This window comes from Paenibacillus sp. SAFN-054 (assembly GCF_051966755.1).
Classification (GTDB): Bacteria; Bacillota; Bacilli; order Paenibacillales; family Paenibacillaceae; genus Paenibacillus_AQ.
This window is the reverse complement of the sequence record NZ_JBQCKS010000001.1, coordinates 554,532-566,151: the sequence shown is the minus strand read 5'-3', so window position 1 is coordinate 566,151 and position 11,620 is coordinate 554,532. Positions and strand designations below refer to the sequence as shown.

Below are 11,620 nucleotides of genomic sequence, written 5' to 3'. Positions count from 1 at the left end.
GAAGGAGGCCAGCTCCTTAGTCGCAATGAATTCATGCGGCCCTCTACAGCGATTTACCGGATTCGGTGAACTCCCTACTCCGCCTAACTATCCTTTCATATCTAATAAAGCCGCTTCTCATAACTTTCCTTCATGGATGCCCGTACCTCTTCCCTGGAGAGCCGAAGCCTTCCTGCATGCTCGGCGATGATCGCAGCCGGATCGGGTAGAACATCGGCAGTGGGCCATGTTTCCGGTGCCCATAGCTTCGACCTTTTAAACGCCTTGGCGCAGTGCATGTAGCATTCCTCGACCTCGACACCGATTCCGGCTGCCGGCACTTTACCCTGGGCTGCCATGTGCTCAAGCAGATCGCTGTCCCGGATCACGTATCCCCGGCCATTGACGCGCAAGGTTTCTTCCATGCCGGGAATGATGAATATCAATCCGATTTGCGGATTGTCAAGCAAATTCCGGAGAGAGTCATAACGCCGGTTTCCAGGCCGCTCCGGAAGCACGAGATGATGATCGTCTACAATATACGCAAAGCCCGGCGCGTCGCCCCGCGGAGAACAATCGCACTTCCCCCCTTCGCCGCTGGTTGCCACGAAAACGATCGGAGATAACGATATAAAATTCCGGCAATGATGATCCAAATGACCGATAACCTTATGGTTCACAAGCTCTTTCGGTCGCCCGGCAAGCTGCTCCAGCGCTTCCTCCGTATGTATGATATCCTTAAAAATTCCCATATTATTCCACCTCCGTTGTATGACTCAATTATATGCGCTATGCGGCGAAAAAACAGCCGATACCTTGTCGGTATAGGCTGTAATTGAACAATGAACGCACTTTCGTTCTATTTATGAAAGTCTGTCCGCATATTCGGCCATTGCATCCCGCATGAACGCCGCCAGCCCTTCGCCAAATTGATCGATGTTGCGCGTAAAGCGCACGTCATCAACGTACATTTGCCCCAGCCCCTTAAAAGCTTCCGGCGAATAATGGCCCATCCGGTTCAGGAATGCATACCATTCCCCTATCGCTTTCTGCGCTTCCTCTCCGTTTGGCGATTCGTGCCGCAGCCCGGCCAGCTTCCTGTAAATGGCGTTCATCTCTTCGCCCAGCTGTTCCTGACCTTGCGGGGACATCTTCTTCCACCGTTCATTCGACTCGTCTACCGATTTGTCGCCCCAGCGTTCTCTGGCCTCCTGCTCATAGGGATTACTGCTGAAATCAAATCCCGCGAATTTATCCTGGTTCGTCATCTCAATCTCTCCTTTATCATGTTTCATCGTCTTCTCCAAGGTATCGATCATCCGCTCCAGCCGGACGCGCTTTTCCAGCAGCAGCTTGTGATGAAGCTCCATCGCTTCCCTGCGGTCGAAATCCGGACGCCCCATGATCTCGCGGATCTGTTTGAGCGGAAAATCGAGCTCCCGGAAAAACAAAATTTGCTGCAGAAGCGCCAGATCTTTATCCGTGTAGATGCGGTATCCGGCTTCCGTCGTCGCACTTGGGTGGAGCAGGCCGATCTCGTCATAGTGATGCAGCGTGCGCACGCTGATGCCTGCCAGCTCCGCGACTTCCTTAACCATCATGGATGTTCTCCTCCTTTCATCTTCACTATAGAGAATAACGTAACGTGAGAGTCAACAGCATTCCCAACGATTTTTCTGCAACTTGTTTATGGCTATGTTTAATTCTCATGTTGATTTTTAACCAAAAGAAAACCGCCTAAGATAAAAGGCGGAATTTAAACCAATGTAACCATGAATTCAATAATACACTGACGATAATGCGACTCTGACTCATATTGTCGCGTTTAAGTCCAGACGCCATTCATTGCACCGCATAAAACTCCCTATCGGGTACTCAAATTCACACTCACCGATGAACGAGAAGTTATTCTTCCTGCAAATTGCATTTGAAGCAAGATTGTCGACGGATGGAAATGCGTAAACAAACCTGTGTTTCTGCTCTGACTTGGCGCTCGATATCGCTGCTTCGGTCGCTGCAACAGCGATGCCATTTCCTTGAAACGGTGGTATTACACTCCACCCCATCTCATACACGGTCTCACCGTGGTGGAGCGTTTCCCAATAACCGATAGCGCCAACCACTTCGTGACCCGGGAGCAACACGATGCTGCACATCCGTCCAGCCCCCGCTTTGTTGACCTTCAGATATCGCTTATGGCGTGCCAAGAGCTGCTCCTCGGTTTCTGGACCCCCTAAGTGCTTTGTCATTTCTGGAACATTTGTATGACGCAGTAATTCTACGTTGGCATCTTCATCTGTCCAAGACTCAAGACGTATCTGAGTTACACGTGGTTGCTTCGCCATCTCCATCCCTCCATTTCTCGCTTCACCATACAAGAACATATGTCCTCATTATATCCATCAAGTAAAAATTGGCAATATTCATTGTATAAAACTGTCATTAAATCCTCAATTGAAGCATTTCGTTCGTCTCCTAGGCAGAATACAAGCATGAAGAGACTAACCTATTCCTTTTGTTCGGTGTTGTGTGAATGATACATTCTCTTGACACGTTCGTCTCCCTTTCGTTACTTGCCTCCCTGTGATTTTACTTTCATGACGTGATATCATAGAAATCAAGTAGATTTTTTACATAAATGACGACATTACATTCAAGGAGCTGAACAAACGATATGAAACAGGAGATTATGGACCGCTTTATTGCCTACGCGAGGATTGAAACGCAATCGAACGAGGACAGCCCGTCTTGTCCTTCGACGCCGGGACAACTGACGTTGGCCCGCAAGCTGGTCGAGGAGCTGACAACGATTGGCATGCAGGAGGTCTCCATGGACGAGTACGGCTATGTGATGGCTACGCTTCCTGCCAATACGGACCGCGACGTGCCGACCATAGGTTTCCTGGCTCACGTGGATACCGCAACCGATTTCACAGGTGCCGGTGTCAACCCGCAAATCGTGGAAAACTATGATGGCGGCGACCTTGTCCTGAACTCCGGGCTTAACGTCGTGCTGTCACCCCAGCAATTCCCGGAGCTATCCGGATATCAGGGCCACACGCTGATTACGACGGATGGAACGACCTTGCTCGGGGCTGATGATAAAGCCGGCATCGCCGAGATTATGACCGCCATGGCGTATCTGATCGCCCATCCGGAAGTGAAGCATGGAAGAATCCGAGTGGCCTTTACACCGGATGAAGAGATCGGCAGAGGTCCCGAGAAGTTCGACGTCAAAGCCTTTGACGCCACATTCGCGTATACGATGGACGGAGGCCCGCTGGGCGAGCTGGAATATGAAAGCTTCAACGCGGCCAAAGCAAGCATCATCATAAACGGTACCAACGTCCATCCCGGCACGGCCAAGAACAAAATGGTCAATTCCGTAAAAATCGCCATGGAGCTGAATGGCATGCTGCCTGCCGAACAAGCCCCGGAGCATACCGACGGTTACGAGGGGTTCTACCACCTGCTCAGCCAGAACGGCGACACCGAGCGCACGCGCATGGAATACATCATCCGTGACTTTGACAGAGCCGAATTCGAGAACAAAAAAGAGAATATGAAGCGCATCGTGAAGGAACTGCAGGCGAAGTACGGCGAGGAACGCATCGTTCTGGAGATGCGGGACCAGTACTACAATATGAAGGAGAAAATCGAGCCCGTAAAAGAAATCGTAGACATCGCATATGCGGCGATGGAAAGCCTCGGCATCAAGCCAATCGTGAAGCCGATCCGCGGCGGTACCGACGGGTCGCAGCTGTCTTATATGGGACTCCCTACGCCGAACATCTTCACCGGTGGCGAAAACTACCATGGCAAGTTCGAATATGTCTCTGTCGACAATATGCTCAAAGCGGTTCAGGTCATCGTGGAAATCGTACAACGCTTCGAGCAGCGCGGCGAATGAGCCGTGTACCGGAAGGGAACCGCTTCAGCAACATCGAACGCTTCTCAGGCTACGAGGATACCTATGACCGGCATCGGCCGGCTGCGCCGCAAAAGGTTGTGGAGATTCTGACGGGGTATCTGGAATACAGGCCCGAGCTTGTCGTGGACGTGGGCTGCGGTACGGGACTCTCCACCCTCGTATGGGCCGGACATGCGGACCATATCGTTGGCGTCGAGCCGAACGACGACATGCGGGGCAAAGCCGAATCCAAGCTTGGGAAGCTCCGGGATCCGGAGGTCCGTGGCAGCATACGTTTCATGAGCGGCTACTCCAATCAGCTGGAATTTGCAGACGGCTCCGCAGACCTCGTTACCTGCTCGCAGTCCTTCCATTGGATGGAGCCTGTCAGCACGCTGAACGAGGTGGCCCGGATTCTCAAAAAAGGAGGCATTTTCGCGGCCTATGACTGCGACTGGCCTCCATCCGCCTCATGGCCGGTTGAGAAAGCTTACGTCGAACTCCTTGCCCATGCCGACGAGCTGTTGGCCAAAAGGCAAGAAGCGGAGGATCGAGCCGTGAAGCGTGATAAAGAGTCGCATCTTGCGCGCATCAAGGAAAGCGGCCATTTCCGATATGCGAGAGAAATCGTATTTCATAACATAGAGTCATGTGACGCTGCCAGATATATTGGCCTCGCGCTTAGCCAAGGCGGCCTGCAAACCGTGCTGAAGCTCGGCTATGACGACCTGGACAATGAAATCCGGAAGTTCAACGCGCTGGTCAACGAGCATTTTCACGACCGGAAGCTGGAAGTGCTGTTCAGCTACAGAATGCGGATTGGAATCAAATGAACATCAAGAAGGCGGATCAAGAAGAGACTTGATCCGCCTTGTTTATTCCTGCATGACCGGGCTTGGTGATATCATCTTTTGATGAATGGATCGATCACGAACCATTCCTTTAGATCATCGCGCATTATTCTTATTTTCCAAGTGACATCATCAGTCTCATCACATTTTCCGAAGTGCGTTCCAGGTTTCTCTCCCCTTGAAGCAGGGCTTCCTCAAGTGATGCGGCTCCCGGCATGATGCCGAATATCGAATCGATTCCATGGACATGCAATGTCTCCGCGCCATCTCCGATGCGTCCGGCCAGCGCCACAACCGGTTTACCGTGCTTATGTGCCACCTGGGCCACGCCAAATGGCGTTTTGCCGAATCGGGTTTGGAAATCCATGCTTCCTTCGCCTGTCCAGATCATATCCGCCCGTTTTACCTTTTCCTCCAGACCGGTATAATCCATGACGAGCTCGATTCCTTTCCTCAGCGTACCGTTCAGGAATGCCATTAATCCGGCCCCGAGTCCTCCGGCAGCTCCCGCACCTGGAACGTCCGCAATGTTCCTGTTAAGGTGCGAGCTGATCTTTGCCGCGTAATGCCGCAGATTGTCATCGAGCTTGCCGGCCATCTCCGGCGTAGCCCCCTTTTGCGGTCCGAATACATAGGAAGCCCCTTCAGGACCGCACAGCGGATTCGTGACATCACATGCCACCTCAATCTGGACACGCTGAATTCGTGAATCCAGACCCTGAAGGTCGATCTGAGCCAGTCTACCCAGCTCCCCTCCGCCGGGACCGAGCTCCCTTCCTTCCTCGTCCAGCAACCTTCCGCCCAGTGCCTGCAGCATGCCTGCGCCGCCGTCATTCGTGGCGCTGCCGCCGATGCCGATCAGCAGCTTCTCGATCCCCTGCCCGAGCGCCGCCTGGATCAATTGGCCTGTGCCGTAGGAGGAAGCCAGCATGGGATTGCGTTCCGCAGCCGGGACGAGGCCGATTCCGCTTGCGCTTGCCATTTCCAGCACGGCTGTTCTGCCGTCCCCGGTCACTCCGTACAATGCCTCCGTCTCGTGGCCCATGGGGCCTTTGACCACTGCTCTGTACACGGTGCCGCATGTAGCATCGACGAGGGACTGCATCGTCCCTTCGCCACCGTCAGCCATCGGGACCTGAATGCACTGAACAGATGGATTCGCCTTATGAATTCCCCGCTGCATGGCCTCACATGCCTGTTTTGCCGTCATGCTCTCCTTAAATGAATCCGGAGCGAGCACGATGACCATCCTCTTTTCCATATGCGTTGTCCTCCAATTCCCAGGCATTTATAGTTTCATGTAAACGCACATCTTGACCTCTGCTTCCCCCCGGCAAATCGCATAAAAAACGCCCGGCGCTTAGACCGGACGACTGTCATGACAGCCTGGACATGCGAATTTTCCGTATGACCTGGTTGGTCACCTCGGATAACAGCAGCCCGAGCGCGATGGCTCCGGACATCATGAACGCCTCAGCCCCCGACTGCACCGCCTGATCATACTGATTCTCCACCGCATTGCGCATTGCGTCATAAGCCAGTCCCCCGGGGACCAGCGGAATGATGCCCGAGACGCTGAATACGATGATCGGCGTGCGGTATTTTTTGGCGAAAATATAGCTGATCATCGTCACGCAATAGGCGGCAACGACGGTCGCCGTCAATCTCTGGACACCGATATCCTGCAGCCAGATGTACAGCACCCAGCCGACCATACCGGCCAAGCCGCACTGGATCAATGCTTTTCTCGGGGCGTTGAATATCATGCCGAACGCGGCAGAAGCGATGAAGCTGGTTACGATTTGTTCTACATACATCATCCTGATGCCCCCTTATTGAAACGACAGCATGAACGCGATGCCCGCGCCGATCGCAAAAGATGTAATGAACGCTTCCGCCCCCTTGGACAAGCCGGACACCAGGTGACCGGCCATCAGGTCGCGAATGGCATTCGTGATGAGCAGCCCGGGCACGAGCGGCATGACGGAGCTGATAATGATGATGTCCCGCGCCTTGCCAAACCCGTATTTCACAAATAAAACCGAGCATAACCCGATCATCAGCGCACCCGAAAATTCGGCGAAGAACTTGACCGGAATCAGTCGGTGCAGCAGTACCGAGCAGTAATAGCCGATCCCCCCGGCCAGCATCGCCGGTACGAAATCCGGCCACGTGCCGCGGAACATGATCAGGAAGCATCCGCTGGCTACGGCGGCCATCAATACATTGAGCCATAATGGATAAATGGCCTGCGTACGGTCGATTTCCACGAGCTCCCGGTAAGCTTCCTCAATGGAAAGCCCGCCCTCGCTGATGCGCCGGGAAAGGCTATTCACTTTGTCGATCTTATGTAAATGGGTTGTCCGCTCCGTGATCCGGTTCAGCCGCGTCATCGGCTGCGGGTCTTCCAGAGAAAAAATGATACCCGTGGGAGTCATGTAACTATGGGTATGGTCGATACCGTAGGACGAGGCGATGCGCATCATCGTATCCTCCACCCGGTAGGTTTCTGCCCCGCTCTGGAGCATGATCTGCCCTGCGAGCAGACATAGCTTCATGACTTCCCGTTCCTTCTGTAATGAATCTTCCAAAGCCTGCTCCTTTCGCCACTTGCCTGCATGATTGTCGAATTACTATCAGTATAATGCGTTATGCGGATAAAAGCATGGAAAAAGCCTTTGGCGGCATCATTTATTGTAGCAGTTTATGCGCGTATACATTGTTCCAGTTTCTGCTTGTAGATTCCATAGCTCTCCCGATCGAACGATACAAATTGAATATGCTTGATGAACTGGAAGTCCTTTGCCAGCTCTATGGATGTATCAACGGCGATCTCGCATGCTGCTTCTTTCGGAAAATGATAAATACCCGTACTGATATTCGGAAAAGCAATGCTTGCAGCCTGATGTTTCTCTGCAATCTTAAGCGATATTTCATAGCAACTGCGAAGCAGCTCCGACTCTCCGTGACTCCCTCCATTCCATACGGGTCCCACGGTGTGGATGACGTATTTCGCGTCCAGATTCCCTGCTCCCGTGATAACCGCATCGCCGGTCCGGCAGCCACCCTGCCGGTCCCGAATCCGAACGCATTCGGCAAGAATGGTCGGACCCCCGGCCCTGTGGATAGCCCCGTCAACGCCACCGCCGCCAAGCAGGCTGCTGTTGGCCGCATTCACGATGCAATCGGCCGCGATTTTCGTAATATCTCCCTCCACTGCTTCAAGCGTGACGCCATGGATTACGATCCTCATATGGACTCCTCCTTCAAGGTAACTCTCTCTTCCCTTTAATAAAATTCTCTTTTAGCTTATTATGTTCGACTATAGTCACCGTCGGCAGGAAAATCAAGAGAGCGATCCTGCGTCCTCCGTTTCCTCGGCCAGGAAGGTTTTGGGTTTCATGACACGAATACATCAAAAAAAGAATCTCATTTACCGGGAGGTGGCCGGACCTTACAGCGATATCCAGCGCATAAGACAGCAAAGGAGAATGGGAGATGGATCATGACAACAAGCATTTCATAAACAGCCAGCTATCGGCCCTGCGCGTACAGCTGCTCTTGGCCAAACGTTCCATTTGCAGTCCGCAGTGGCGAAGGCACCAATTTATTCCCTGTTATGACAAACTGTATTATATTTCGGAGGGTGAAGGCTGGATTCAGGTAGGGAGCGAGCAGCTGTGGCCCAAGCCGGGCGAGCTTGTCTTCATCCCGGGGGGAACGCTGCAATCTTACTCTGTTACTGGCGGCCCGCCATTTACCAAGTACTGGTGCCATTTTAAATCGAACCTTGATTTCACGAGACTGTTTCAGCTCTTTGGCATACCCAAAGTCGTTCAAGCAGGTCACTCTCCCGAGCTTCACCATGATTTCCAGCGGCTTACTGAGAGCCTGGCGGAGAGCGGTCCTGCGTCTTCCCTCAAAATTCAATCCGCACTGCTGTCCATCATCGCATATTTTATGGATCATGCAGAGCTGAACGACCGAACAGATGCAGCAGCGGCTGCCCCGCTCAATTTGCTCGAAACGATCCGTTATATCGACAGGCACTTATCGGAGGAACTGACCATTCAGGAACTTTCCGGCAATGCCCACTTTCACCCGAATTATTTTATCCGTATGTTCAAAAAGCATCTGGGCATGACCCCGATGCGGTACATCCATGAACGCAGGCTGGAACAAGCACAGCAGCTCCTCAAATCCACCGATTCAAGTGTGAGCGAAATCGCCTATCGGAGCGGATTCAAAGATGTATCGCATTTCTCGCAAGCCTTCAAGAAAAGATACGGGCTGTCCCCGACCGAATACAGACAGGGGATGTACGATGTTAGTTTTACAACAATGTAAGTTAGCATGGCACATTCCAAGTCAAAATGTAAGCGCTGTATGATGGTGGGAACCGCTCTCCTTAGGAGCGGACTCTATCATGCGCGAGGTGGGAAATGTGAGAGTAAAGACCGGTTTCAAATGGTTTCTGGCCATGAGCATCATGCTGTGCGGCAGCTTGTCCCTGACGGTGAACGGGATGGCAGCCGGAAGCAAACCCGGCACTGCGGCAAAGCTGTATGTGTCCGTCGGGGGCAGCGATGAAGGCGACGGCTCGCTTAAGAAGCCTTTTGCGACGCTCGAAAAGGCCCGGAATGCCATCAGGGCCATGAAAAAAGAAGGAGCCCTTCCCGCCGGCGGCGCTACCGTCTTGATTCGCGGCGGGGAATACCGTTTTACCGAAACCTTCCAGCTGAATGAAGAAGATTCCGGAACTGTGGAATCCCCTGTCACTTACGAAGCTTATCCAGGTGAAAAGGTGACGTTTACCGGCGGTATCACGCTGGATCCATCCGCATTCCACGCCGTCTCGGATTCGGAGACCCTGGCGAGAATTCCGCAGGAAGCTCAGGGCAAGGTACGGCAGCTGGACCTGAAAACCCTCGGCATCACGGATTACGGCATGCTGGGCAATATTCTTAAGGTGGCGCCTGAGCTGTTCGTGAGCGGTAACGTAATGAACCTGGCCCGTTGGCCGAATAACGGATTCGCCACCGTCGGAGATGTCATTGATAAGGCGGATGACGCGGCGGGAAAAGGCTTCACCTTTACGTACAATGAGGATGGACTTCATCCTTGGAAGCAGAGCGATGACACCTGGATGCTCGGGTATTGGGGGAATGATTGGGCAACCAATGACCTGCAGATCAAATCGATCGACTTTAACAAGAAACAAATCGAAAGCTATAAAGGAACCAGCTACGGCATGAAAGCCGGACAGCGGTTTTATTTCTACAACATCCTGGAAGAGCTGGATGCCCCGGGAGAATGGTATCTGGACCGGAGCAGCGGCATGCTCTATCTCTACCCGCCGACGACGCTTGAGGGTGCAGATATTCGGTTATCCCTTTTCGATCAGAATTTGATCACGATGAACGGCGCTTCCAACATCACCTTCAGCCATTTGTCCATGAAAGTCAGCCGCGGCAATGCCATCGACATGAGCAGCGGCGACAACAATTTGATTCGTTACTGCGAAATCAGCAATATGGGCGGTTACGCGCTCAAAGTAAACAGCGGCAGCAACAACGGCATCTTCGGCTCCACGATCTATGGCATGGGGAACGGAGCAATTTCCTTGAACGGCGGCGATGCCGCGACGTTAACGCCAGCGGGCAACTTCGCAGACAACAACGATATTTCCAATTACGCGCGGGTCAAGCTGACCTATGCTTCAGCCGTGGAGGTGAACGGGGTCGGCAACCGTGCGACGCATAACCGAATGCATAACGCTCCCCATTTTGCGATCCAGTTCCGGGGCAATGACCATAAGATCGAATACAATGACATTTACGATGTCGTGAAGGAGACAGCCGACGCTTCGGCCATTTATTCGGGAAGAAGCTTTGTATGGCGCGGCAATGCCATTAACTATAACTTCATTCACGATATCGTGGCCAGCAATTTGCGGGTATCCACGGCAGCCATTTATCTTGATGATTACATGAGCGGCGTCGAGATGCGCGGCAACGTTTTCTCGAATATCGGCAAACAGGCCTTCAAACTGGCGAATGGCCGTGAGAATGTCGTGGAGAACAATATCGTCAACAATTCCGGTACGGCTATCGCATTCATGACGCGAAATTATAAGCCGGGTGAAAAAAATTACGATTCCCTGATGAGCAAATTCGATCAGGTGCCGTATCAGGGCGAACTATGGAGCAAACGCTATCCGTCGCTGCCGAATATTTTGAATGACGAACCGCTGCTGCCGAAGCGGAACGTGGTTCGCAACAACATCTTCATTAATAGCGGTCCGATTACCGGAGACCCGCAAAATATGCAGCTCGGCACCTTTGAAAACAACTTGACGCTAAATACGGAAGTAAAGGAAATATCCGGGCTACTGAATCCTGCAAACGGAGAAGCGGGGATCACAGATGCGGGACTGAACGCATTAGCGAATCGCTTGCCTGAGTTCAAGCCGATCCCTTTCAACGAAATCGGCATCAAAGCGAGCGGTCTGCCTGCTTCCCAATCCGTATTGTCCGCCAAATTAATTGCGTTCAAGCAGAATTCGGACATTCCAAGCGTCAAGTTAACGCTTAATGGCAACAAGCTCCTTTCCGTCCAGGATGATTCAGGTCTGCTGAGACGCGGGAAGGATTACGTTGTGCAGGAATCCTCTGTCTGGTTCACGACAACATACTTGTCCAAATTGGCGACGGGATATCATCCGCTTGTCTTCTCGTTCTCTGCTGGTAATGATGCGTTCCTGACGCTTCACAACGTTTCTGCCGCGCAATAAGAGGAAACAGGCACAGAAACAAAGATTTGATAAAAAAGCAGCAGCTCCCTGAATAATCCAGGAGCTGCTGTTTTTAAGTTGCTGCCG

At 52.5% G+C, this 11,620-nt stretch carries 11 protein-coding genes; 4 read left to right on the top strand and 7 right to left on the bottom strand.

What is annotated here, in order from left to right:
- Window positions 1-101: 101 nt before the first annotated feature.
- From ACTHPM_RS02795 to ACTHPM_RS02785, 3 genes are all read right to left on the bottom strand, one after another.
- On the bottom strand, window positions 102-731 hold the full coding sequence (locus ACTHPM_RS02795; RefSeq protein WP_440393656.1) for a pyridoxamine 5'-phosphate oxidase family protein: 630 nt from the start codon (window positions 729-731) through the stop codon (window positions 102-104).
- 111 nt (window positions 732-842) lie between these two features.
- A complete protein-coding gene (locus ACTHPM_RS02790) occupies window positions 843-1,580 on the bottom strand; it encodes a MerR family transcriptional regulator (RefSeq protein WP_440393655.1) in 738 nt (245 codons plus the stop codon).
- A gap of 210 nt (window positions 1,581-1,790) precedes the next feature.
- Complete coding sequence (locus tag ACTHPM_RS02785; RefSeq protein ID WP_440393654.1) at window positions 1,791-2,324, bottom strand: GNAT family N-acetyltransferase; 534 nt, start codon at window positions 2,322-2,324, stop codon at window positions 1,791-1,793.
- A 329-nt stretch (window positions 2,325-2,653) separates the two neighbouring features.
- Here ACTHPM_RS02785 and pepT point away from each other — a divergent pair, with 329 nt between their 5' ends.
- Window positions 2,654-3,889, top strand: a complete 1,236-nt coding sequence (gene pepT, locus ACTHPM_RS02780; RefSeq protein WP_440393653.1) for a peptidase T — start codon at window positions 2,654-2,656, stop codon at window positions 3,887-3,889.
- Window positions 3,886-4,722, top strand: a complete 837-nt coding sequence (locus ACTHPM_RS02775) for a class I SAM-dependent methyltransferase (RefSeq protein WP_440393652.1) — start codon at window positions 3,886-3,888, stop codon at window positions 4,720-4,722. The genes pepT and ACTHPM_RS02775 overlap by 4 nt, the downstream gene beginning before the upstream one ends.
- A gap of 130 nt (window positions 4,723-4,852) precedes the next feature.
- Here the strand turns inward: ACTHPM_RS02775 and ACTHPM_RS02770 are convergent, their stop codons facing one another.
- The 4 genes from ACTHPM_RS02770 to ACTHPM_RS02755 all read right to left on the bottom strand — a co-directional run bounded on the left by ACTHPM_RS02770 (window position 4,853) and on the right by ACTHPM_RS02755 (window position 7,993).
- The gene (locus tag ACTHPM_RS02770) at window positions 4,853-6,001 is read right to left on the bottom strand and encodes a glycerate kinase (RefSeq protein WP_440393651.1); all 1,149 of its coding nucleotides are present in this window, start codon (window positions 5,999-6,001) and stop codon (window positions 4,853-4,855) included.
- Window positions 6,002-6,116: 115 nt separating this feature from the next.
- Complete coding sequence (locus ACTHPM_RS02765) at window positions 6,117-6,560, bottom strand: threonine/serine exporter family protein (protein WP_440393650.1); 444 nt, start codon at window positions 6,558-6,560, stop codon at window positions 6,117-6,119.
- Between the two features lie 12 nt (window positions 6,561-6,572).
- Window positions 6,573-7,331 carry a threonine/serine exporter family protein gene (locus ACTHPM_RS02760; RefSeq protein WP_440393649.1) on the bottom strand — a complete coding sequence of 253 codons (759 nt, stop codon included), beginning with the start codon at window positions 7,329-7,331 and terminating at the stop codon, window positions 6,573-6,575.
- Window positions 7,332-7,444: 113 nt separating this feature from the next.
- On the bottom strand, window positions 7,445-7,993 hold the full coding sequence (locus ACTHPM_RS02755; protein ID WP_440393648.1) for an O-acetyl-ADP-ribose deacetylase: 549 nt from the start codon (window positions 7,991-7,993) through the stop codon (window positions 7,445-7,447).
- A gap of 245 nt (window positions 7,994-8,238) precedes the next feature.
- Between ACTHPM_RS02755 and ACTHPM_RS02750 the strand changes: the two genes are divergently transcribed.
- On the top strand, window positions 8,239-9,087 hold the full coding sequence (locus ACTHPM_RS02750) for a helix-turn-helix domain-containing protein (RefSeq protein WP_440393647.1): 849 nt from the start codon (window positions 8,239-8,241) through the stop codon (window positions 9,085-9,087).
- Window positions 9,088-9,166: 79 nt separating this feature from the next.
- Window positions 9,167-11,533: a X2-like carbohydrate binding domain-containing protein gene (locus tag ACTHPM_RS02745; RefSeq protein WP_440393646.1), complete on the top strand. Its 2,367-nt coding sequence runs from the start codon at window positions 9,167-9,169 to the stop codon at window positions 11,531-11,533.
- Window positions 11,534-11,620: the final 87 nt, after the last annotated feature.

What these genes read in the sequence shown, in the direction of transcription:
- ACTHPM_RS02795 (WP_440393656.1), bottom strand. Translation starts at nt 731, where the DNA reads ATGGGAATTTTTAAGGATATCATACATACGGAGGAAGCGCTGGAGCAG.
- ACTHPM_RS02790 (WP_440393655.1), bottom strand. Translation starts at nt 1,580, where the DNA reads ATGATGGTTAAGGAAGTCGCGGAGCTGGCAGGCATCAGCGTGCGCACG.
- ACTHPM_RS02785 (WP_440393654.1), bottom strand. Translation starts at nt 2,324, where the DNA reads ATGGCGAAGCAACCACGTGTAACTCAGATACGTCTTGAGTCTTGGACA.
- pepT (WP_440393653.1), top strand. Translation starts at nt 2,654, where the DNA reads ATGAAACAGGAGATTATGGACCGCTTTATTGCCTACGCGAGGATTGAA.
- ACTHPM_RS02775 (WP_440393652.1), top strand. Translation starts at nt 3,886, where the DNA reads ATGAGCCGTGTACCGGAAGGGAACCGCTTCAGCAACATCGAACGCTTC.
- ACTHPM_RS02770 (WP_440393651.1), bottom strand. Translation starts at nt 6,001, where the DNA reads ATGGAAAAGAGGATGGTCATCGTGCTCGCTCCGGATTCATTTAAGGAG.
- ACTHPM_RS02765 (WP_440393650.1), bottom strand. Translation starts at nt 6,560, where the DNA reads ATGATGTATGTAGAACAAATCGTAACCAGCTTCATCGCTTCTGCCGCG.
- ACTHPM_RS02755 (WP_440393648.1), bottom strand. Translation starts at nt 7,993, where the DNA reads ATGAGGATCGTAATCCATGGCGTCACGCTTGAAGCAGTGGAGGGAGAT.
- ACTHPM_RS02750 (WP_440393647.1), top strand. Translation starts at nt 8,239, where the DNA reads ATGGATCATGACAACAAGCATTTCATAAACAGCCAGCTATCGGCCCTG.
- ACTHPM_RS02745 (WP_440393646.1), top strand. Translation starts at nt 9,167, where the DNA reads ATGCGCGAGGTGGGAAATGTGAGAGTAAAGACCGGTTTCAAATGGTTT.